General features: G+C 62.1%; 19 protein-coding genes. 4 read left to right on the top strand and 15 right to left on the bottom strand.

Features of this window, described 5'->3' with window-relative positions; all coding sequences use genetic code 11:
- Positions 1 to 45 precede the first annotated feature (45 nt).
- From AWB75_RS22780 to AWB75_RS22730, 11 genes are all read right to left on the bottom strand, one after another.
- Complete coding sequence (locus tag AWB75_RS22780; protein ID WP_061126311.1) at positions 46 to 624, bottom strand: type I-E CRISPR-associated protein Cse2/CasB; 579 nt, start codon at positions 622 to 624, stop codon at positions 46 to 48.
- Positions 611 to 2,215 (bottom strand): type I-E CRISPR-associated protein Cse1/CasA, encoded by a 1,605-nt coding sequence (casA, locus tag AWB75_RS22775; RefSeq protein ID WP_061126310.1) that lies wholly within the window; start codon positions 2,213 to 2,215, stop codon positions 611 to 613. Before casA ends, AWB75_RS22780 begins: the two co-directional genes overlap by 14 nt.
- Positions 2,212 to 4,854, bottom strand: coding sequence for a CRISPR-associated helicase/endonuclease Cas3 (locus AWB75_RS22770; RefSeq protein ID WP_061126309.1), 2,643 nt, complete (start codon positions 4,852 to 4,854; stop codon positions 2,212 to 2,214). Before AWB75_RS22770 ends, casA begins: the two co-directional genes overlap by 4 nt.
- 184 nt (positions 4,855 to 5,038) lie before the next feature.
- Positions 5,039 to 6,457, bottom strand: coding sequence for an MFS transporter (locus AWB75_RS22765; RefSeq protein ID WP_061126308.1), 1,419 nt, complete (start codon positions 6,455 to 6,457; stop codon positions 5,039 to 5,041).
- Positions 6,458 to 6,565: 108 nt separating this feature from the next.
- Positions 6,566 to 6,829, bottom strand: a complete 264-nt coding sequence (locus AWB75_RS22760) for a hypothetical protein (RefSeq protein WP_061126307.1) — start codon at positions 6,827 to 6,829, stop codon at positions 6,566 to 6,568.
- Positions 6,829 to 7,263, bottom strand: coding sequence for a dihydroneopterin aldolase (locus AWB75_RS22755; RefSeq protein ID WP_061126306.1), 435 nt, complete (start codon positions 7,261 to 7,263; stop codon positions 6,829 to 6,831). Before AWB75_RS22755 ends, AWB75_RS22760 begins: the two co-directional genes overlap by 1 nt.
- Positions 7,260 to 7,922, bottom strand: coding sequence for a sarcosine oxidase subunit gamma (locus tag AWB75_RS22750; protein WP_061126305.1), 663 nt, complete (start codon positions 7,920 to 7,922; stop codon positions 7,260 to 7,262). Before AWB75_RS22750 ends, AWB75_RS22755 begins: the two co-directional genes overlap by 4 nt.
- Complete coding sequence (locus AWB75_RS22745) at positions 7,912 to 10,914, bottom strand: sarcosine oxidase subunit alpha family protein (RefSeq protein ID WP_061126304.1); 3,003 nt, start codon at positions 10,912 to 10,914, stop codon at positions 7,912 to 7,914. Before AWB75_RS22745 ends, AWB75_RS22750 begins: the two co-directional genes overlap by 11 nt.
- Entirely contained in the window at positions 10,911 to 11,210 is a 300-nt protein-coding gene (locus AWB75_RS22740; RefSeq protein ID WP_061126303.1) for a sarcosine oxidase subunit delta, read from the bottom strand. The genes AWB75_RS22745 and AWB75_RS22740 overlap by 4 nt, the downstream gene beginning before the upstream one ends.
- Positions 11,211 to 11,230: 20 nt before the next feature.
- Positions 11,231 to 12,475 carry a sarcosine oxidase subunit beta family protein gene (locus AWB75_RS22735; RefSeq protein WP_008344986.1) on the bottom strand — a complete coding sequence of 415 codons (1,245 nt, stop codon included), beginning with the start codon at positions 12,473 to 12,475 and terminating at the stop codon, positions 11,231 to 11,233.
- A 43-nt stretch (positions 12,476 to 12,518) separates the two neighbouring features.
- Positions 12,519 to 13,913 carry an L-serine ammonia-lyase gene (locus AWB75_RS22730; RefSeq protein ID WP_061126302.1) on the bottom strand — a complete coding sequence of 465 codons (1,395 nt, stop codon included), beginning with the start codon at positions 13,911 to 13,913 and terminating at the stop codon, positions 12,519 to 12,521.
- A gap of 391 nt (positions 13,914 to 14,304) precedes the next feature.
- On the opposite strand from AWB75_RS22730, the gene AWB75_RS22725 reads away from it, so the two are divergent.
- The 4 genes from AWB75_RS22725 (at position 14,305) to AWB75_RS22710 (ending at position 17,016) form a co-directional block, all read left to right on the top strand.
- Positions 14,305 to 14,619 (top strand): hypothetical protein, encoded by a 315-nt coding sequence (locus AWB75_RS22725; protein WP_061126301.1) that lies wholly within the window; start codon positions 14,305 to 14,307, stop codon positions 14,617 to 14,619.
- A gap of 138 nt (positions 14,620 to 14,757) precedes the next feature.
- Positions 14,758 to 15,849, top strand: a complete 1,092-nt coding sequence (locus AWB75_RS22720; protein WP_061126300.1) for a GlxA family transcriptional regulator — start codon at positions 14,758 to 14,760, stop codon at positions 15,847 to 15,849.
- A gap of 50 nt (positions 15,850 to 15,899) precedes the next feature.
- Entirely contained in the window at positions 15,900 to 16,664 is a 765-nt protein-coding gene (locus AWB75_RS22715) for a class II aldolase/adducin family protein (RefSeq protein ID WP_061126299.1), read from the top strand.
- A 163-nt stretch (positions 16,665 to 16,827) separates the two neighbouring features.
- Positions 16,828 to 17,016 carry a DUF2846 domain-containing protein gene (locus AWB75_RS22710; protein WP_159462798.1) on the top strand — a complete coding sequence of 63 codons (189 nt, stop codon included), beginning with the start codon at positions 16,828 to 16,830 and terminating at the stop codon, positions 17,014 to 17,016.
- 9 nt (positions 17,017 to 17,025) lie between these two features.
- On the opposite strand, the gene AWB75_RS22705 is transcribed toward AWB75_RS22710, so the two are convergent.
- From AWB75_RS22705 to AWB75_RS22690, 4 genes are all read right to left on the bottom strand, one after another.
- A complete protein-coding gene (locus AWB75_RS22705) occupies positions 17,026 to 17,970 on the bottom strand; it encodes a choline ABC transporter substrate-binding protein (RefSeq protein WP_061126298.1) in 945 nt (314 codons plus the stop codon).
- Positions 17,971 to 18,069: 99 nt separating this feature from the next.
- A complete protein-coding gene (locus AWB75_RS22700) occupies positions 18,070 to 19,062 on the bottom strand; it encodes a GlxA family transcriptional regulator (protein ID WP_061126297.1) in 993 nt (330 codons plus the stop codon).
- A 12-nt stretch (positions 19,063 to 19,074) separates the two neighbouring features.
- Complete coding sequence (gene choW, locus AWB75_RS22695) at positions 19,075 to 19,977, bottom strand: choline ABC transporter permease subunit (protein WP_061126296.1); 903 nt, start codon at positions 19,975 to 19,977, stop codon at positions 19,075 to 19,077.
- A complete protein-coding gene (locus AWB75_RS22690) occupies positions 19,970 to 21,133 on the bottom strand; it encodes a quaternary amine ABC transporter ATP-binding protein (protein WP_061126295.1) in 1,164 nt (387 codons plus the stop codon). Before AWB75_RS22690 ends, choW begins: the two co-directional genes overlap by 8 nt.
- Positions 21,134 to 21,451: the final 318 nt, after the last annotated feature.

Raw genomic sequence — 21,451 nt, 5'->3', positions numbered from 1 at the left:
TCCTGTTTCTGTTTCGACTGATTGCGTTCGATGATCGAGCGGCTTCTACTTGCGTTCGCTCTTGAGCCTGGCTCTGGCGTAATCGCGAACGATCGCGATACGCGTCTTCTCCGCGATACGCTTGCCGAGCGGATTGGCCGCGCCTTCGTTGAGAATGAGCGTGCCGAACTCGACCCAGTTCGGCGCGACGCCGCGGCTCGCCATCAATCGCAAGATGCGCGGAAGGTTCTGAAAGAGCGCTTCGCCGCGCGCGTTGAGCAGACGCGTGACGCGCGGTTCGGATACGCCCGCTCGATGCAGCTGTTCCCCGAGTCGTTGTCTCGATTCATCGGCGGGACTGTGAACGGCCAACGCGATGCCATGCGCGATGAGTCCCCAACGCCGCCACCGCATCGGGCTAAAGTAATCGCAATCGACCTTCGCACGCTGCAATGCGCGCGTGAGCGCCGCGATCTGTTGGACGGTAAGTGTCTGTGCATTCGGATCGAGCCGCGCAAGCGCAACATAGTCCGCCTTGACCGAGCCCTCACCGTCCTTGCCGGCCTTGATGAAGCCGGTCATCGCGCCTATCTGCGCGTAGAAACTGCGCCGCGACCCGAGTGCGGTGTCTTCAACTGACGTCATGTTCAACCTCTTCCGATGATTCACGTCGCGCGCGTTTGCGTGCGTCGTCGCGTTGCTTCAACACGCGGACGATTCTTTGCAATACATGCTTCTCCAGGCGCATAAAGTTGTGAAAGCAGGAGAGCGCTCCGGCCCGCGCGCGATAACGTCTTTCCGCGCTCCGCGGCCCGGCGATGAAGGTACGTTCAAGCACCTTCTCCGCGCGATCGACGAGTTCGACGAGCCACTTGTCGTGCTCTTCGTGCTGCTTGTCGGATTCGATTTCCTCGATGAGATCATCGAAGAAGCGTGCGTCTTCCTCGTTCTCGAACCGCTTTGTGAACTCGCTCGCCTTCTTCTTGGTGTCGTCGCTGACGCTTGAATCGCCGTTGCCAAGAAGGTTGCACAACGCGATCCACAGGACCTTGCGCACATCGGCGATTGCAGCGATACGGTCCTTCGCGCGCTGTGCGATCTCATCCGTGCTGCCTACGCGCATGGCTTCGCGAATGCGACGCGACACGGGAATCCGCCGCTCGTGATAGCCCTCCGTCTTTCCCTGGCCGCGCGTGATGCCTTGCGCGAGAAGATAAAGACCCTCGCTGCCGTCGTCCTTGCGCAACGTGCTCGCAATGGTTCGTTCGAATTCGCCCGAGAACGCGAGCGTGCTGGCGAGCCTGTAATCGAAGCCCCTCGCCGTGATGGACAAGGCCTTCGCCTCGGCCATGTGAACCGGTGTCCACGCATCGCCCGTGACGCCGTTGCGTTCCTTCGCCGAAATGCGCGCCGCCTTGCTGCTCGTGGCGAGTGCGAAGAGCCTCGCGCCGTCGGCCGTCAGCCGCACGAGTCTGCATATTTCGATGTAAAACGGATCGAGTTCGCTGAACGAGAGACTGCTCGAACCGTCCCAAGGCCGCAGCCATACGAGCGCGATACCGCCTTCGCTCTTGAGATCGCAACGCTTGACGATGCTTGCGCGTTGCTCCAGCAGCAGTTGTGTATCGCGCAGCCAGCGCTTGCCCGCATGCCCCGCCGGTACGACGCCGAACGCCGCGCGGCTCGCGAAGCCTCCATTCATGCGCGAAATGCCGTAGTTGCCCGCGCCGAGAAAGCCCTCCTGCGTCTGCAAGCTGACGAGCGCGAAAACCCAGTCCTCCGGGTTCGCGTGAATCATGCGTGCGGCTTTCATGTCGTGGTTCTTGGACGTGATCAGCATGTCCACGGCATCGGGCGTGAGCAGACGTTTCTTCCATGTGCGCGTCTCGCCGCTCTTGCATGGCGCTTGCAGAAACGCGGCGCGATCGTCGGGAGTGACGAGCGAGAAAGCGGCGCCGTCATCGTCGTCGGGGGTCAGCGCAAGCAACGCGCGACGCCATTCGTCTGCTGTCCCGAGCGGTTTCCCGGCGTTCGCGGCATGCAGCGCGCTCGCGGCGAGGTACACGAGAAAGGCATGCCACGGATGACGTTGATGCGGGCGAAGCGCGGGAAAATCGCGCACATCGTCGTTGCCTAGCGCGACCAGCAGTTCCGGCAGGCTTGCAGCGTGCGGCTGGTTATCGACACTGCGATAACGCAGAAGCCGATCGTCCAGCAAATTGAATCGAAGGGTCATGCCGATTTCCTTTCTTTCACGGCCGCCTGCCGCTCGACGCCGAAACGCCCATACGTGAAGCGCGCGCCGCCCAAAGAGAATTCGAAGCCACCGTCGCAAAGAGATATGTCGGATGGCTTCACGTCGAGATCCAGGTCAGCCGGAAGCATGTGATGACGAATCGCGATCTCGCGCACATCGAAACCAAACGGCCCACGCATAGGCGGGTCGAAGCGAATCAGACGGTCGGCTGCGCCGAGCCGCGTGGCGACGCGCTCTTCATCGCCAGGAAACGCGAGCGCTTCGAAACTCGCGTCATAGTTCAACGCGTGCAGGCGGGCGACGACACGTTCCGCGCTCTTGCCTCCGTCGAGTTGTCGCGCCAGGTGCTTCCACGCTGCGCCCAACTCGTCAGCGATTGCGTCAAGGCATTCGGGATGCGTCGCGCGTTCGACGAGCGCACGATTGTCGCGAGGAATCTCGCGTTCTGTTTGTTCGTCGATGAGACGGCGTGTCGCTTCTATCATGCGCAAGTCGGGATACACGCCGCCACCGTTGCGCAGACGTCCGAGGCCATTGCGCGGGCGGTCGAGGTACGCGTCGAAAGATCCGTTCTCTGGCACGAGCACCCACACGCGCGCCTGACGGAACGCTTCGGGCCTCTCCGAATCAGGACGCACATGACGATGCAAACGTCCGATGCGCTGCAGGAGCACGTCCATCGGACAGATGTCGGTGATGAGGAGATCGGCGTCGAGATCGAGGCTCTGTTCCAGCGTCTGCGTGCCGACGACGATGCACGCCTTCGCGCCGTCGCGCGCCTTGCCGATGCGCGCTTCGACTGCCGCGTCGAGCAACGGACGGTCTTGCCGGCTGAAGCGGCTATGGTGCAAAGTCGCTGTGCCGTCGACATCGAACAGCCAGGCGCGATCGTCGATCGACGCTTCGATGGCTTTCTGCGTCGCAATCGCCGATGGCACCGTGTTGCGCACGATCAGCACGCGCGCCCCTTGCCGCGCTGCGTCGACGGCAATTCGAGCCACATGCGCGTGGTCGTCGATTGCGTCGATGGTCTGCCAGTGGATGCGTTTCTTCAGTCCGCTATTGCCTAAGCACGTCACATGCGCGCCGTCCGTAAGCGCCGGATACGGCAATGCACAGGCTTCCTCGACGACTGGCAGATACGTCTTGCCGACCGCCTCCGTGACGATGCCCTGGAACCGCACGCGCTGATTTGAACCGAGCGTCGCGGATAACAACAACGCGTGCCCGCCCGTCGCCAGATGCGCGTCCAGCAGATGTTCCAGCAACTCGGACATGTATGTGTCCGACGCGTGGACTTCATCGACTACGAGCAGCGACCGGCTCAGCATCGCATGCCTCAGATGAGCGTGACGAACACTCAACGCGGCCAGCAATGCCTGATCGACGGTGCCGACAGCGATCGTCGCGGCGAGAAAGCGCTTCGGCGATTCGGCGGCCCAGCGCCTCGGCGCCGCGATGTCATCGGGATGGTCGGACCATTGGACCTCGTAATCCGGCAACGCGATCTTGTCGCTGCCGTCGGCGCTTTCGTAGCCCGGCAGCGCGCGAACGACCACGGGCGCACTCGACGGCCAAAGACGCGCGACGAAATCACGCACGCGTTCGTACAATTGAACCGCCGCGACGCGCGTTGGCAACGCGAAGTAGAGCGAGTCGACTTTGCCGGCCTCGAAGAGCGTCACGAAGCGCCAAAGCGCGGCTTCCGTCTTGCCGCTGCCGGTTTCCGATTCGAGTATCAGCAGCGGACCGAGTTCGGTATTGCCCAATGCGGCTTGTGCCGGCCGCGGCGACTTCAGCCCGAAAGCCGATTCAAACTTGATGCCAGCGTGCTTCACCGCCGCGCGCAATTGCCTTGGATTCAGGCCGATCGTTTCGACGGCTTCGGTCGCACGTTGAAGGGCTTCGTCGAAGGTCCGCCCGACGCCCGGTTCGCTGTAGCCAAAGAATCTCTCGTCCGATCCGAGCCAGTCCGCCAGTTGCACGAGACCCGCGAACAGATGCACGAACGAAGGGCCAACGGGCAGCGATTCGCCACCCCGCTCGAACGCTCCCGGCAGATTGCGCCGCAATTGATCGCCAATCTGCGTCAGCGTAAGCACGGGGTTATAGACCTCGCGTCCATCCGTATCGAACACGGGCTTCCACACGTGCGGATCGATGCCGACAGGTTCGCGTAGCGGCCGGCCATGATGCCCAAGGCTCGCGAGCATCAGATCGAAGGCGGCGTCGCCCCATTCCGACATGTCATCGAGAGGCAATCCTGCAAGCACACTCTCATCGAGTTCGAACGCAAGCCGCGCTTCGACGCCATGCCCAGCGTGAGCAGGCCAGCCGCGCGGCGCGCCTGTTCGCCAACGCTTCGCCTGGAAACCGCTATTCGCCTTGCCGAAGTCGTGCAAATAGACGAACACGGCAAGCCGGGCGATGTCTTTTTCGTCGAGCACGCGCCCCGCTGTCGCATGCATCGCTGCACGGATGCGGCCGCCCTGCGCCGTCAACGCGATAAAACACGCCGCGACATCCAGCATATGATCACCAAGCGGATGAAACTTCGCGTTCTCATCGCCATCTCTCGGTCGCTTGCCCCAAGCGACATGCTGCGCTTTCTCTTGCATATCCTGCCTTACCGCATCATCCCAGCCTCAACCACTTGACGATGCGCAGTATATTTTATCTGTAGTCCATAGTTTTATGGAAAAAGCAGATCAACTCCATACGAATCCCCCGAATTTCTTTACACACAAAGAAAGGCCGCGCAAGCGCGGCCCCAAAATCGCCCTACTTCAACCACCTGCACGCTCACTCCCTGGCCGAAGCCAGCACGCCACTCCCTTCCTGCTCCTCCGCTTCCGAGACCAGCGTCTCCAGCGCAAGCCCTTTCGTTTCGATACCCAAAATCCAGACCGCCGAAGCCGCCACCACGAAACAAGCCGCTCCAAGCGAAAACACCCCGCCCTGCCCAAACACAGGCAACACCACACCCACGACATAAGGCCCGATCAACGACCCCACACGCCCGATCGCCGATGCGAAACCCGACCCGGTCGCCCGCGCGCCCGTCCCGTACAACTCGGGCGTATAGGTATAAAGCACGGCCCACATCGCGAAAAGGAAGAACTGCATCGCGAGCCCGGCGCAGATGAGCAGCGTCGGCGTTTCGGCATGCAACGCGGTCTGTCCGTACACGTAAGCCATCACGCCGCTACCCAAAAGCGATGCGATGCAAGCCGGCTTGCGTCCCCATCGCTCGACGAGCCACGCCGCGCACAGGAACCCCGGCACGCCGCCAAGCGAAATCAGCACCGTATAAAGCACCGACTTCGTCACGGCAAAACCCGCCTGCTGCATCAACGCGCCCAGCCACGACGTCAACCCATAAAACCCGAGCAACGCGAAGAACCACAGCGTCCACACCATCACCGTGCGACGCCGATACGCGGCGCTCCAGATCTCGCGAAACGCTCCCGATCCGCGATGCGCAGGCGGCTCGGCGAGCATCGAAGGCGGCGGCAACTGGCGCAAGCCTTTCGCCTTCATCACCTTCACTTCGACATCGGCGAGCACGCGGTCCGCTTCGTCGAAGCGTCCACGATGCTCCAGCCAGCGCGGCGACTCCGGCACCACGCGACGCACGATCAGCACGAACACCGCCGGAATCGCGAGCAACGCGAACTCCGTGCGCCAGCCGAACTTCGGCAGCACGAAGTACGACACCACGCCCGACGCGATGAACCCGAGCGGCCAGAAGCCGTCCATCAGCGCGATCAAGCGGCCGCGCGATGCCGTCGGCACGAATTCAGACAGCAGGGTCTGCGCGATCGGAAACTCCATGCCCATGCCGATGCCCAGCAGCACACGATAAAAAATCAGCGCATCGACGGATTGCGCCGTCGAGCACAGATACGACGCAAGACCCCACAGCACCATGCTCCACTGGAACACGGGCCGCCTTCCGAAGCGATCGGCAAGCAGGCCCGCAACCGCCGCGCCCAGCACCATGCCGAAGAAGCTCGCGCTCGCGACGAGCCCCGCCGTTGCGGTCGATAAGCCGAACTCGGTCTTGATGGAACCGAGCACGAAAGTCATCGTGCCGAGATCGACCGAATCGAAGAAGAACGCGATCGCGATGATGATGAAGATCGTGCGGTGATACCCGGAAAACGGCAGGCGTTCGAGCCTTGCCGCGGCGCTCGCGCGTGGTTGCATGGCGATAGACATGTCATCCCTCTCGATGCGGCGTGCGCCGCGTAAGTTCAGATGACTTCAGTAGACGCCAACATAATTCTCCGCACCAGAGGATTTGCGTCATCGAACAGCGCGGATACGTCATGCGCCGAAGCGGGCGCGCGCCGAAGCGGCGATCTGCGTCAACGCTTCCGCGCTGAGACGCGCCGCGATCGTCTTCACATAGTCGTGATGCCGCGCTTCCAGCGGAGCATTGAGATACTGCGCATGAAGATAGCGAATCAACGCAATGCGCCGATGCTTCAGCGCAATGCTCCGATCGAGCAACGCCAGCGCCGCGCCCGCATCGTGCTTCTTGCACGCACGTTCGGAAAGCTGCGCGGCGGTGTCGCGTGACGGATTCATCACACGGACGCGTGACGCGCGGCGGCTTTCAGACGCCACGCATGGTAGTCCGCGCGACGCCAGTCGAGTTCGAGCCCGAGACGCTTCGTGCCTTCGCGAATCTTCGGCTTGTGCAGCGTGAGCGTGAGCGCATCGAGCGCGGGCCATTCATCGAATGACAGCGCGGCGATCTCGACCGCGAGCGTTTCGAGCAGACGCGTATGCGGCTTCGTTTCGAGAAACGCGCTGACGCGATTGCACCACGCTTCGTAGTCGATCAGGCCATCGCTCGATTCGTCCGGAATCCCGCGATAACGCAGGCTCGCATCGATGCAAACGGGCTGCGGACCTTCATGCTCATGCTCGTACAAGCCGACGCGCGTCTTCACGATCAACTCATCGACGACGACGCGCCAGCCCTGCCCTCCAACCTCGAGCGGTTCGAACGGTTTCATGCGATGAGCGGCTCGGCTGCGTCGAGCATGATCTTCACGAAGTAATCGGCAAAGCTGCGGCGCACGATGATTTCGTAGCGATCGCCACCCAGCGGCGTCAGCGTGATCGATGCCTTGAAGAAGTGGCTCTGCGCGCACTGGCCTTCTCCGAAGACCTTCGGATGAAGGTCGAGCGGGCAGCCGCGCGAGAGCAGCTCACGCGTCTTCGGGCCATCGATTTCGAGCACCGTGTAGCCGCTGCCGATATCCACCGCCGCCGAGAACTGGCCGACGAACGCATCGCGCAGCTTCGCTTCGAGCGGCGCGGGACGCGCTGCATCGTGCGCGGCATCGGAACGAACGAGCCATTCGTCGGGGCCGAGCCACAGCATCGTGTAGCCGTTGCCGCGCGCAATCGTGTTCGCCTTCTCGGGCGGCACGCAGCCGATCACGTTCTGCACCGCTTTCACGAAGGCCGCATCGCGCGTATCGCCGCGCACGTTCACGAGTTCGAGGAACGGACGCTCCGTCAGGCGAACCGCTTTCGGCGATGCGCTCTGGTGCGACTTCATGAGCGCATCGGCGCCTACGAGCGGGGATTCCTGCCAAATGCCACTGAGGCCTTGTCCGCTGATGGCACGGTCGACGACCGTCGCGGATGCCTTGACTTCATTCAACATGCTGACGTGCTCCTTCGCTGTCGTAGAACACCGAACTGGTGATTTTTGCGTTGATGCGCTTGCCATTGGCGAGCGGAATCAGAACCGATTCGCCGACCTTCTCGAGACCGCCCTTCACGACGGCCAACGCAATCGAGCGCTTCAAAATAGGGCTGTAATAGCTCGACGTCACGTGTCCGAGCATCGGCGCGGTGTCGCCCTGGAACGGACCCGCGACGATCTGCGCGCCTTCCGGCAGCACGACCGAAGGATCATCGGTGAGCAGGCCGACGAACTGCTTGCGGCCCTGCTTCGCCGTATCCGAACGGGTGAGCGAACGCTTGCCGATGAAGTCCTTCGACTTCGCCACGAGTCCGCCCATGCCGAGGTCGTAAGGCGTCATCGAGCCATCGGTATCCTGGCCCACGATGATGTAGCCCTTCTCCGCGCGCAGCACGTGCATCGTTTCCGTGCCGTACGGCGTGATGTCGAACTCGGCGCCCGCGAGCATCAGCGCTTCCCACACCGCGCGTCCGACGTTCGCCGGCACGTTCACTTCGTAGGCAAGCTCGCCCGAGAAGCTGATGCGCATCACACGCGCCGATGCGCCCGCCACCGTGCCATCGCGATAGCTCATGAACGGGAACGCCGCGTTCGCGAAGTCGATGTCGTGGCACACCTTCTGCAGCACCTTGCGGCTGTTCGGGCCGACGACCGCAAACGTCGCCCAGTGATCCGTCACGGATGCGAGACGCACGCGCATGTCGGGCCATTCGGTTTGCAGCCAGCGTTCGAGCCACGTCAGCACGCGCGCCGCGCCGCCGGTGGTCGTCGTCATCATGTAGTGCTGTTCGCCTAAGCGCACCGTGACGCCGTCGTCGAAGATCATGCCGTTTTCGTCGAGCATCAAACCGTAGCGGCACTTGCCCACTTCGAGCTTGCTCCACGGATTCGTGTACATCCAGTTGAGCAGCTTCGCCGAATCCGGGCCTTGAATGTCGATCTTGCCGAGCGTCGATGCATCGAGAATGCCGACGCTCTGACGCACCGCGAGCGACTCGCGCGCAACCGCCGCGTGCATGTCTTCACCGCCCTTCGGGTAATACCAGGGACGCTTCCAGTTGCCGACATCCTCGAACATCGCGCCGTTCTCGACGTGCCATTCGTGGATCGCGGTCTTGCGCACCGGATCGAGGAACTCGCCGAGCTCGCGACCCGCGAACGTGCCGAAGGTCACGGGCGTGTAGTTCGGGCGGAAGGTCGTCGTGCCGGTTTCCGGAATCGTCTTGCCCAAAGCGCCCGCGAGAATCGCCATGCCGTTGATGTTGCCGAGCTTGCCCTGGTCGGTGCCGAAGCCCATCGCCGTATAACGCTTCACGTGCTCGACGGATTCGAAGCCTTCACGCGCAGCGAGATAGATGTCCGCAGCGGATACATCGTTCTGGTAGTCGACGAATTGCTTAGGACCACGAGTCGACATTTCCTTGTTGCCGACGATCCACAGCGGCATCATCGGCGCTTCGACGATTTCGGCGACCTGCACGGCCTTCGGCTTCGCGACGATATGGCCCGCCGCGCGCGCCGCATCCGCGCCCGCATCGACGCCGAAGCGAATGCCACGCGCCAGCGAGAACTCACCCGCGCATGCGCCGACGCTGCTTTCCGCCTGCAATGCCTTGCCGGGAACGAAGCACGCCTTCTCGTCGTGCCAGTGCGCCTTGCCGCCCGATTGCGCGAACAGATGCAGCACCGGGCTCCAGCCGCCCGACATCACGACGAGATCGCACGGAAGATCGGCTTGCTTCTGACCGACCTGGCCGTTCGAATACGAAGACACTTCGACCGACGCGACGCGATACTTGCCATGCGCAACGGTAACGACCGCGTTGTTCATCACGCGCACGCCGTAGCGCCGCGCCGCCGCGGGCAACGTGCCCTTCGATTCGGCCGGACGCGGATCGACGACCGTCACCTCGGCGCCGGCGGCCTTCAGATCGAGCGCGCATTGATACGCGTCGTCGTTGTTCGTGAACACGACCGCCTGACGGCCCGGCAGCACCGCATAGCGATGCAGATACGTCGACACCGCCGACGCCAGCATGATGCCCGGCAGATCGTTGTTGCCGAAGACGATCGGACGCTCATGCGCGCCGGTCGCGAGAATCACGCGCTTCGCACGCACTTTCCACATCAGCTCGCGCGTGCCCTGACGACGCGATATCGGCAGATGTTCGGTCAGACGTTGCGTGATCGTGACGAGGTTGTGATCCTGATAGCCGAACGCCGTGCTGCGCGAAAGTACCTTCACGTCAGGCATTTTTCGCAATTCGGCTTCGATCTTCTGCACCCATTGCAATGCAGGCTTGCCATCGATTTCCGCGCGGCACGACAGCAGCGAGCCGCCGAGTTCGCGTTGATCGTCGACGAGAATCACGCGCGCGCCCGACAGACCCGCCGCGTGCGCGGCAGCCAGTCCCGACGGTCCGCCGCCGACCACGAGCACGTCGCAATGCGCGAAGCACTTGTCGTAGCGATCGGCGTCGAGTTGCTTCGGCGCTTCGCCGAGACCCGCCGCATCGCGAATGACTTCTTCGTACTTCGGCCACAGCTTGCGCGGCCACATGAACGTCTTGTAGTAGAAGCCCGCGGGAATGAAGCGCGCGATCTTCTGATTGACCGCCATGCGATCCTTCTCGATGCTCGGCTTCGCGTTCACGCTCGTCGCGACGAGGCCCTGATAAAGCTCGACTTCCGTGGCGCGCGCATTCGGCACGGTGTATGCGCCGGTTTCGAGCTGCACCACAGCATTCGGCTCTTCCACACCCGCCGTGATGATGCCCCGCGGACGGTGATACTTCCAGCTACGCGCGACGAAGCGCTCGCCATTGGCAAGCAAGGCCGAAGCGAGCGTGTCGCCTTCGAAGCCCTGATACGTCTTGCCGTTGAACGTGAAGGTCACGGGAATCGCGCGGTTGATGCGCCCGCCCATGCCGAGTCGGTCTTTCTGGCTCATTTCGACGTGCCTCCGTTGTCTTGCATCACAGCCAGCGGACGGTCGAACGTCTCGTAGCCTTGAATTTCATAAGTGACTGTGTCGCGCTGCACCTTGAACCAGCGGCGGCAGCCCTGCGCATGATTCCATTGTTCGCGATGCACGCCGCGCGGGTTCTTGCGCATGAAGAGGTAATCGCCCCATTCTTTATCGGAGAGTTTTTCGGTGTCGAGCGGGCGCGCGATATCCGCTTCGCCTCCGCAGGAAAATTCGGTTTCGGCGCGCGGCCCGCACCAGGGGCATTCGATCAGCAACATGTTTTTCGCTCCAAGTGCGATTAGTGAGCCACGGCAGCCGCGCCGTGTTCGTCGATCAGATGACCGGTATAGAAGCGATCCAGCGAGAACGGCGCATTCAGCGCATGCGGCTCGTCCTTCGCGATGGTGTGTGCATACGCCCAGCCCGAGCCCGGCGTCGCCTTGAAGCCGCCCGTGCCCCAGCCGCAGTTGAAGTAGAGGCCCTTCACGTCGGTCTTCGAAATGATCGGGCACGCATCCGGCGAGACATCGACGATGCCGCCCCACTGACGGTTCATGCGCACGCGCGAGAATACCGGGAACATCTCGACGATCGCTTCGAGCGTGCCTTCGATGATGTGGAAACTGCCGCGCTGCCCGTACCCCGCGTACTGATCGACGCCCGCGCCGATCACCAGATCGCCCTTGTCGGACTGGCTGATGTACGCGTGCACCGCGTTCGACATGATGACCGTGTTCACCACCGGCTTGATCGGCTCGGACACGAGCGCCTGAAGCGGATGACTCTCGATCGGCAGACGCACGCCGGCCATGTCGGCGAGCGTCGTCGTGCTGCCGGCCGTGACCACGGCGACCTTCTTCGCCTTGATGAAACCCTTGGTCGTATCGACGCCCGTCACCTGACTGCCATCGCGGCGAATGCCGACGACCTGGCAGTTCTGAATGATGTCGACGCCCGCGCGATCCGCGCCGCGCGCGAAGCCCCAGGCCACCGCATCGTGACGCGCGACGCCGCCGCGACGCTGAATCGACGCACCCAGCACCGGATAACGGCTATTGAGGTTGATCGTCGGCTCGATCTCCTTGATCTGCTGCGGCGTCAGGAACTCGGCATCGACGCCATTGAGGCGGTTCGCGTTCACGCGACGTTCCGTGTCACGCACGTCCTGCAGATTGTGCGCGAGGTTCATCACGCCGCGCTGCGAGAACATCACGTTGTAGTTGAGATCTTGCGAGAGGCCTTCCCACAGCTTCATCGCCTTCTCGTACAACGCCGCCGATTCATCCCACAGATAGTTCGACCGCACGATGGTCGTGTTGCGCGCCGTATTGCCGCCGCCGATCCATCCCTTCTCCAGAATCGCGACATTCGTGATGCCATGCTCTTTCGCGAGATAGTAGGCCGTCGCGAGACCATGACCGCCGCCGCCGACGATCACCACGTCGTACTCGCGCTTCGGCTCGGGGCTTCGCCACTGGCGCTCCCAGTTCTCGTGATACGACATGCCGTTGCGCAGCAGGCTGAAGATGGAATAGCGGCTCATGGTGTATCTCTTCCTTCGTGCGGGGTTTGTGCTTGCAATCGATTCAGCATTCGATGACGTTGACGGCGAGGCCACCGCGCGACGTCTCCTTGTATTTCGTCTTCATGTCGGCGCCGGTTTCGCGCATCGTCTTGATGACCGAGTCGAGCGACACGTAATGCTTGCCGTCGCCCTTCATCGCCATGCGCGCCGCGTTGATCGCCTTGATCGAGCCCATCGCGTTGCGCTCGATGCACGGAATCTGCACGAGCCCGCCGACCGGATCGCAGGTCATGCCGAGGTTGTGCTCCATGCCGATTTCCGCCGCATTTTCCACTTGCTCGGGCGTGCCGCCCATCACGGCGGCGAGCGCGGCGGCGGCCATCGAGCAGGCGACGCCCACTTCGCCCTGGCAGCCCACTTCAGCGCCGGAGATCGACGCGGTTTCCTTGTAGATGATGCCGATGGCGGCCGCGGTCAGGAGGAAGCGCACGATGCCTTCATCGTTTGCACCGTGCATGAACTTCACGTAGTAATGCAGCACGGCGGGGATCACGCCGGCGGCGCCGTTCGTCGGCGCGGTGACGACGCGGCCGCCCGCTGCGTTTTCTTCGTTGACGGCCATCGCGTAGAGATTGACCCAGTCGAGCATCGACAGGGGATCGCGCAGCGACTCTTCGGAACGCGAGCGCAACTGGATCGACAAGTCGGCCGCGCGACGCTTCACGCGCATCGGGCCGGGCAGCTCGCCGCGCTCCTTGCAGCCGCGCTCGACGCACGCGGCCATCACGCGCCACACGGCGAGCATGCCCTCGCGCACTTCCGTCTCGCTGCGATTGGCGCATTCGTTCTGCATCGTCACTTCCGCGATAGACAGACCTGTCTCCTTGCAGATGCGCATCAGATCGTCGCCGGTGCGAAACGGATGCGGCACCGTGCCGCCCGCGCGCAAACCGTTGACGCGATCGCCTTCGCGATTCACGACGAAGCCGCCGCCGATCGAGTAATACTCTTTCTCGACGAGCAACTGGCCGTTCTCGTCGAACGCCTGAAAGCGCATGCCGTTCGGGTGCACGATGCTCGTTCCCGGCGCGCCCGGCATCAGCTTGCGATAGAAGCCGATGTGCTCGCGCTCTTCGAACACCACTTCGTGCTTGCCGAGCAGATTGAGGCGCTTGGTCTCGCGGATCTGCTTCAGACGCGGCGCGATGATGTCCGGATCGATGAGATCGGGCAGGTTGCCTTCGAGACCGAGCAGCACGGCCTTATCGGTGCCGTGACCCTTGCCGGTCGCACCGAGCGAGCCGAACAACTCAGCACGCACGCGGGTGACGAAGCCGAGCAGATTGGCATCCTCGATATGCGACGCGAACCGGCATGCCGCGATCATCGGCCCGACGGTATGCGAGCTCGACGGTCCGATGCCGATCTTGAACAGATCGAAGACGCTGACGTTCATTGGCGTGTCCCTGGGTTTGGCGTGGCGCGCTGCGCTGCCGTGGTTTCGCGGGTTTCTCTATGGCGCCTATTGCACCAAACCCTAAAAAGACCCGATAGAACAAAAACGCCGTCGAAATGGGATAGCGGCGTCAGCGCGTCGTTCGCCGCCCTTTCGTCGGCGTTCTCAATGCGCTGAAGAGGCCCGAAGCCGGTTCGAGGCGCGTTTTTCGGCAAGGTCGCGCGTAACAGACCATTTCGCGTCTGGCGCCTTTTTGCGCATCTTCGTTGCACTTTCCATATTTTTGAGACTGGTCCGAAGCGTCGGGAGAGCGGGCCTCGGTATATTCCCTAGGTTCTCGGCTGGGCCGTTGCTCAGGCTTTCTCCCCCGCTTCTTCCGGTTTGCATCGCGATGGAAACTCACGCACTACCCGATCAGTTCTTCAAGTCCTGGGTTCTCTCCTTCCTCGTCGGCGCGGGTGTCGTCGGCGCGCTTCAGGCAATGGACCTGCTTTCGCCCGAACACGTGCTCACGCGTCAGGCACCCGTCTGGGTCGCGCTCATGTTCCTCTGTTCGATCGATCCCGTGCTGCGCTACTTCGGCGTGTTGAAGGCTGAAATCGAGCAGCGTTGGGGCGACTACACGATCGCGAGCGTGCTCGGCCGCGCGACGGGCGCGCTGATCGGCGGCGTCTTCGCATGGGGTTTCGCCGTGCTCGGCGGTTGAACCGCCTCCCCTCGTCGCCCTTTTCGTCTTCACGCGGCCGGCGTCACGCGACGCCGGCCGCGTCGTTTCTGACACGTGCCCGCGGCTCGCGGCCGAGTGTTATGCTCGCCGGATAACGTCCAGCCGCATGTCGCCCGTATGAGTCCCGCAGAATCCCTTCCGCCGTCGTCCGTCGACGGTCAATCGAAATCGCGCATCCGCTTCGGCATCATCCTGCTGCCGAACTTCACGCTGACCGCGTTTTCCGGTTTCGTCGACCTCTTGCGCCTGTCCGCCGACGAAGGCGATTTCAGCCGCCCGGTGCGCTGCTCGTGGAGCGTGATCGGCGAGACGCTCGCGCCGGTGCGCGCGAGTTGCGGTATTCAGATCACGCCGTGGGAGACCTACGATCAGGCCGAGCCGTTCGACTATGTCGTCGTGGTCGGCGGCCTGCTGCATTCCGGTCCCGCCACGAGCGAGGCGACGCTGCAGTTCATCCGGCGCGCCGCCGCGACGAACGCGACGCTCGTCGGCATGTGCACGGGCGTGTTCTCGCTGATGCGCGCGGGCGTGCTCGAAGGTCATCGCATCTGCGTGAGCTGGTTTCATTACTGGGATTTCGTCGAGCGCTTTCCGCATGCCGATGAACAGGCGCTCGTCGCGGACCGTCTCTTCGTGATCGACAGAAGGCGCATCACGTGTTCGGGCGGGCGCGCATCGATCGATGTCGCCGCCGCGATTCTGCTTCGTCACTTCGAAACCGCGACCGTGCAGAAGGCGCTGCGCATCCTGCTGGTCGACGACATGCAGAAGGGCAACGCACCGCAGCCGCATCCGCCGGGCCTCGCCCCCGCGACGCATCCGAAGGTGAAACGTGCGATCCTGCTGATGGAGCAGCACGTCGGCCGTTCGCTCTCGCTCGATGAACTCGCGTATAAGCTCGATCTCTCGACGCGGCAGCTCGAACGGCTTTTCAAGGCGGAGACGGGCAAGGCGCCGCAGGCGTATGCGAAGCAGGTCCGGCTGCGCACCGCCGCGTGGCTTCTGACGAGTTCGGACAAGACCGTCGCGGATATCGCGTCGAGTTGCGGCTTCTCGGATGCATCGCATCTCGGCCGTGAGTTCCGCAAGCAATTCGGTGTGCCGCCGATGATGTATCGTGAGCAAGGCGGCGGCGCACAGGACGCGCAGGAAGCCACTCAGGCAATGGACTACGACGAAGTTTTTCCGGGCCGCGCCCAGGCGATCTAGGCTTTATCCGCTTCACGTTATCCGCGGCTCGTCAACCAGGGAGGAACGGCATGGAGACTCACGGGTATTCGCAGGAAGAATGGAAGGTGCGCTGCGATCTGGCGGCGCTGTATCGCGTGATCGGGCACTTTCGCTGGACCGACATGATCTTCACGCACATCAGCGCGCGTGTGCCGGGAGCGGACCATCACTTTCTGATCAATCGCTATGGCGTGCTCTTCGACGAGATGCGTGCATCGGATCTGGTGCGCATCGATGAGGAAGGGCGTCCCGTCGAAGCGGGCGCGAGCGGGGAACCCGAGCGATACCGCGTGAATCCGGCGGGCTTCACGATTCACTCGGCGATCCACATGGCGCGGCCCGATGTGCTGTGCGTCGTGCATACGCATACGGCGGCGGGCGCGGCGGTATCGGCGCAGAAGCAAGGGCTTTTGCCGATCAGCCAGCATGCGCTGAAGTATTACGGGCATATCGCGTATCACGATTATGAAGGGATTGCGCTGGATCTCGCGGAGCGCGATCGGCTCGTGAATGACCTCGGCTCGCATAACGCGATGATCTTGAAGAATCACGGATTATTGACTTGCGGGAAGTCGATTCCGGAGGCGTTTCAGGAGATGTATTTTCTTGAAAGGGCGTGTGAAATTCAGATTCGGGCGCTCGCGGGAAATGCGGAATTGAATCTGCCGTCGGAGAAGGTTTGTGAATTGACGGCGGCACAGTATCGGCGCGATGAAGCCGATGGAATCATGGCGCTGCAGTGGAATGCGGCGTTGAGAATGATCGAAGGTGCGAAGACGGATTATCGAAGTTGATTGCTCGCTTTAATCGCCAGGACGGGAACACCGGATTTGTGCATCGATGCGCCCGTCCATCTGACCGACCGCTTGTAAGCACTTCGGTCACTCACCGCAGACAGTCCATCAGCAGCAGGATGCGGCGCTAAAGACTTTTACGGTTCCGACGCAAAAGGCGTCTCTGTATGTGTATCGAAACGAGTCGATTGGCGCTGGCGTCAAAATGCCTGTGACACTTGATGGAAAAGCAATGGGAAGCACGGCGGCCAAGACTTATCTTTATGCCGAAGTTGAACCAGGACAACACAAGATCACTTCCGAAGCTGAAAACACGGAGGCGACGCCCGCGGATTGGGCGTCGCCAAAATAACGCAGAGGCTCAATTCCCCGCCACGTACGCCTTCACCGCCGGCAACCCCTCCTTCCCATCGAAAGTCTTCACCCCCGCGAGCCACTTATCCAGCACCGCCGGATTCTGTTTCAGCCACTCGCGCGCCGCCTTGTTCGCATCTGTCTTGTTCATGATCGGCACCATCACGTGATTCTCGATATCCGTCGTGAACTGCAGATTCGACACCAGCTTCGCGACATTCGGGCACCGCGTGTCGTAATCAGTCGGCGTCACCGTCAGCACCTTCGCTTCGCCATAGTTCGGCCCGAAAACATCATCGCCGCCCGCGAGATAGTCGATCTTCATCTGCACGTTCATCGGATGCGGTTCCCAGCCCAGAAACACGATGGGCTTCTTCTCGCGAATCGCGCGATTCACTTCGACGAGCATGCCCGCCTCGCTCGACTCCACCAGCTTGAACTTGCCCAGCCCATACATGTTGCTGTCGATCATCTTCTTGATGAGCGCATTGCCATCATTGCCCGGCTCGATGCCGTAGATCTTGCCGTCGAGCTTGTCGTAGTTCTTCGCGATATCGTTGAAGTTCTTGATGCCCGCCTGATACGCATAATCCGGCACCGCGAGCGTGTACTTGGCGCCCGTCAGATTCGGCGTCGCGAGCACCTTCACTTGATTCGCTTTCCTGAACGAATCGATCATCGGGTCCATCGTCGGCGACCAGTAGCCGAGGAACACGTCGATCTGCTTGCTCTTCACGCCCGCGAACGTGATCGGCACCGAAGCGATTGTCTTTGTCGGGTTATAGCCCAAGCCCTGCAGAACGGTCGATGCGAGTCCGGTGGTCGCGGCGATATCCGTCCAGCCGACATCAGCGAAGCGCACGTTCTTGCACGCGGCAGGCTCGGCGCCATACGCACCCGACAACATTGCCGCCGCCATCGACGCTATCGATGCGATCCACAAGCGTTTCATATCTCTCTCCCAAGTTTTTTATAAGCACATAAACGCGACAAGGCCCACGCGCGAGGCTCGAAGCAGCCCGCACGGCCGAAGAAAGCAAGCAGAAAAACGTCAGGCCGATAATCGACGCTCGACGCTCGGCGCATGTCCGAACTGCGCGCGATACGCCTTGCTGAAATGACAAGGCGAATGGAATCCGCAGATGCTGGTCACACGTGCAATCGACGCATCCGTGTTGCGCAACAATTCACGCGCGCGACGCAGGCGCAGCGTCAGGTAGTAATGCGTCGGCGATACGTTGAGGAACATCTTGAACATGCGTTGCAAATGCCGTTGCGACAGATGCACGAGCCGCGCAAGTTCTTCGAGCGACAAAGGCTCCTCGATGTTCGCCTCCATCAGCCGCACGACTTCGACGAGCTCCGCGCGAGAGAATCCCACGCGCGCATCGACGGGAATGTGCTGGTAGTCCGTCGATCCGCGAATTCGCTCGACGATGAACTGCTCCGATACCTGCGCCGCATGCGCCTGCCCGAGCCGCAAGCCGACAAGATTGAGCATCAGGTCGAGCGGCGCCGTGCCGCCCGTGCAGGTCATGCGGTCGCGATCGATCACGAAGAGCTCGTCCGCGAAACGCACATGCGGGAAACGCTTATTGACCGGCGACATATCTTCCCAGTGCAGCGTGCAGCGATAACCATCGAGCAGCTTCGCCGCGAGCAGCGCATACGGACCGGTGCATATGCCGCCGAGAGGAATGCCCGCTTCATGCGCGCGCTGCAAGAGGCCGATGATCTTGTCGTCGACATAATCGGCGACATGCCATCCCGCGCACACGATCAGCACATCGGGCATGCCGGCTTCATCGAGCGTCACCGTCGGCTTCACGGTGATGCCGTTGCTCGCGCGCGCCGGCTCGCCGTCCGGCGTGATGATCGACCATCGATAGTGCTGCGCGCGGCCGATGTAATTGGCCATGCGCAACACCTCGACCGCGCTCGTGAACGCGATCATCGAGAAGTTCGGCAGCGTAAGGAAGCCGAAGTGCGCGAGATTGGACAACGGTGAATCGGTAACCGCTGGGACGATCGCGTCGCGCTTCATGCAGGAGCCTCGTTAGCTTTGTTGCGCCGCCGGAGTGCGGCGCACTTTCATTACGCTCTTGAGACCCGAGAACAGCGGGGCGCGCGCCATGCCCGGCGTGCGTCCGAAGCTCTCGGTGATGCGGTCGAGAATGATCGCCAGCAACACCACCGACAAGCCGCTCTCGAAGCCGAGGCCGATATCCAGTCGCTGAATCGATGCGAGCACGTCGTTGCCGAGACCGCCCGCGCCGACCATCGAAGCGATGATGACCATCGACAGCGCCATCATGATCGTCTGGTTCACGCCGGTCATGATCGAAGGCAGCGCGTTCGGAATCTGCACCTTGTAGAGCAACTGGAACGACGTGCAGCCGAACGCCTGGCCCGCTTCCACGATCTCGCGATTCACCTGCTTGATGCCGAGCGCGGTGAGACGCACGGCAGGCGGCATCGCGAAAATGACGGTCGCCAGAATGCCCGGCACGCGGCCGAGACCGAACAGCATCGCGGCCGGAATCAGGTAGACGAATGCAGGCATGGTCTGCATCAGGTCGAGCACGGGGCGCACGGACATCTCGACGTACTTGCTCTTCGAGACCCAGATGCCGAGCGGAATGCCGAGCAACAGGCTGATCAACGTCGACGACAGCGTGAGGCCCAGCGTGATGACCATCTGATCCCAGAAGTTGGTCGCGTAGATCAGCAATAGCGAAGCGAGCACGAACGCCGCGAATCGCCAGCCGACGCGCCACAGGCCGATGCCCACGAAAATCGCGATCAGCGCCCACATCGGAACGGACTGCAGCGCATGCTCGATCGCCGCGGCGAAAGTCTCGATGACCTTGCCGATGGAATCGAACGTCTTCGCGTCGTGATCGAGGAGATAGTGGACGCCGTGGTCCACCCAACTGCCAAGCGGAATGATTTCAGACATGGGAACCTCGATGGTGCGTAAGGACCTTCAGGACATTGGTCTTGTTGATCGACCCGCAGTACGAGCCGTCCGCCTCGACGACGGGCAGCGGCGCGGGGCTCGCGACCACACGGTTCACGACGTCGTCCAGCGCCATGTGCCGCTCGATGCAATCGATATGCTGAACATTGGCGTTCTCGCGCCCGACGAAGCCACGGATGCGGCGTTGCGCGTCGAGCACGAACGCATAGTCGGCGCTGCCGTTCAGGGTCTGCGCCACGCTCGACGCGTCGATCTGGATGTTGTGCCTGATGAGCGGCACTTCATCGGTCTGCATCAGATCGCCGGCGGTGAGATAGCGGCTCGTGTCGATGCCTTCGAAAAAGGCTTCCACGTAGTCGTCGGCGGGATTCGTGATGATTTCCTGCGGCGTGCCGATCTGCACCACGCGCCCGCCTTCCATGATCGCGATGCGCGTGCCGATACGCATCGCCTCTTCCAGATCGTGCGACACGAAGAGAATCGTGCGGCGCTGTTCGCGTTGCAGATCGAGCAGCACGTTCTGCATTTCCTTGCGCTTGAGCGGATCGAGCGCGGAGAACGCTTCGTCCATGATCATCAGCGAAGGATTGACCGCGAGCGCGCGCGCGAGGCCTACGCGCTGCTGCATGCCGCCCGATAGCTGCGACGGCAATTTCTGCGAGAAAGGCGCGAGGCCGACCTGCTCGAGCACGGTCATCGCGCGCGCTTCGCGCTCCTTCTTGCCGACGCCCGCGACCTCGAGGCCGAATGCGGCGTTGGAAAGAACCGTGCGTTGCGGCATCAGCGCGAAGGACTGAAACACCATGCTCATGTCCTTGCGGCGCAGCGCCGTGAGCTCGGAGCGCTTCACGGCGGCGACGTCGCGGCCATCGATCAGCACCTTGCCGGCGGTCGGCTCGACCAGGCGGTTGATGAGCCGGATCAGCGTGGATTTGCCCGAACCGGACAGGCCCATGAGCACGAAAATCTCGCCTTCCTTGACGTCGAAGGAGACGTTATGGACGCCGACGATCTGTCCGGTGCGCTTGAAGACTTCTTCCTTCGTCGCGCCGCCGGCCAGCATGTCGAGCGCCTGTTTGGGACTGTTGCCGAACACTTTGCACAGTCCTTCGACCACTACCTTCGGGGAATTCATCGAAAATCTCCTGACGAGGGCGGACGTGCGTCCGCGCTGTGCATACATAGTTGCCAGAAAAAAGTCTCATCAGCCGACTATTTGCGACAACCACATGTGGAAATACGACACTTGAATACAGGCAGTTTCTTGCCGTTGCGGTGAGACCCTTGCGCGACAAGGCTTTGCGGCCGGCGAAGCGGTTCAGCGCGGCGATTTTGGCATGTCGCGCGAGAACAAGTCGGGACGCATTTTTGCGAAGCAGGCAGCTTGCGAAGCGGATGTCAGACAGACGAAAGGATGGAGAAATGGTCGCGCGCAGAAAAGCGCGGAGGATAG

Source organism: Caballeronia catudaia (assembly GCF_001544755.2).
GTDB lineage: Bacteria > Pseudomonadota > Gammaproteobacteria > Burkholderiales > Burkholderiaceae > Caballeronia > Caballeronia catudaia.
Note: the sequence above shows the minus strand (reverse complement) of the source record. Positions and strands in the feature narration are given on the sequence as shown.

Excerpts from the sequence above, each read along its gene's own strand:
- AWB75_RS22780 (WP_061126311.1), bottom strand. The coding sequence starts at position 624 with ATGACGTCAGTTGAAGACACCGCACTCGGGTCGCGGCGCAGTTTCTAC.
- casA (WP_061126310.1), bottom strand. The coding sequence starts at position 2,215 with ATGACCCTTCGATTCAATTTGCTGGACGATCGGCTTCTGCGTTATCGC.
- AWB75_RS22770 (WP_061126309.1), bottom strand. The coding sequence starts at position 4,854 with ATGCAAGAGAAAGCGCAGCATGTCGCTTGGGGCAAGCGACCGAGAGAT.
- AWB75_RS22765 (WP_061126308.1), bottom strand. The coding sequence starts at position 6,457 with ATGTCTATCGCCATGCAACCACGCGCGAGCGCCGCGGCAAGGCTCGAA.
- AWB75_RS22760 (WP_061126307.1), bottom strand. The coding sequence starts at position 6,829 with ATGAATCCGTCACGCGACACCGCCGCGCAGCTTTCCGAACGTGCGTGC.
- AWB75_RS22755 (WP_061126306.1), bottom strand. The coding sequence starts at position 7,263 with ATGAAACCGTTCGAACCGCTCGAGGTTGGAGGGCAGGGCTGGCGCGTC.
- AWB75_RS22750 (WP_061126305.1), bottom strand. The coding sequence starts at position 7,922 with ATGTTGAATGAAGTCAAGGCATCCGCGACGGTCGTCGACCGTGCCATC.
- AWB75_RS22745 (WP_061126304.1), bottom strand. The coding sequence starts at position 10,914 with ATGAGCCAGAAAGACCGACTCGGCATGGGCGGGCGCATCAACCGCGCG.
- AWB75_RS22740 (WP_061126303.1), bottom strand. The coding sequence starts at position 11,210 with ATGTTGCTGATCGAATGCCCCTGGTGCGGGCCGCGCGCCGAAACCGAA.
- AWB75_RS22735 (WP_008344986.1), bottom strand. The coding sequence starts at position 12,475 with ATGAGCCGCTATTCCATCTTCAGCCTGCTGCGCAACGGCATGTCGTAT.
- AWB75_RS22730 (WP_061126302.1), bottom strand. The coding sequence starts at position 13,913 with ATGAACGTCAGCGTCTTCGATCTGTTCAAGATCGGCATCGGACCGTCG.
- AWB75_RS22725 (WP_061126301.1), top strand. The coding sequence starts at position 14,305 with ATGGAAACTCACGCACTACCCGATCAGTTCTTCAAGTCCTGGGTTCTC.
- AWB75_RS22720 (WP_061126300.1), top strand. The coding sequence starts at position 14,758 with ATGAGTCCCGCAGAATCCCTTCCGCCGTCGTCCGTCGACGGTCAATCG.
- AWB75_RS22715 (WP_061126299.1), top strand. The coding sequence starts at position 15,900 with ATGGAGACTCACGGGTATTCGCAGGAAGAATGGAAGGTGCGCTGCGAT.
- AWB75_RS22705 (WP_061126298.1), bottom strand. The coding sequence starts at position 17,970 with ATGAAACGCTTGTGGATCGCATCGATAGCGTCGATGGCGGCGGCAATG.
- AWB75_RS22700 (WP_061126297.1), bottom strand. The coding sequence starts at position 19,062 with ATGAAGCGCGACGCGATCGTCCCAGCGGTTACCGATTCACCGTTGTCC.
- choW (WP_061126296.1), bottom strand. The coding sequence starts at position 19,977 with ATGTCTGAAATCATTCCGCTTGGCAGTTGGGTGGACCACGGCGTCCAC.
- AWB75_RS22690 (WP_061126295.1), bottom strand. The coding sequence starts at position 21,133 with ATGAATTCCCCGAAGGTAGTGGTCGAAGGACTGTGCAAAGTGTTCGGC.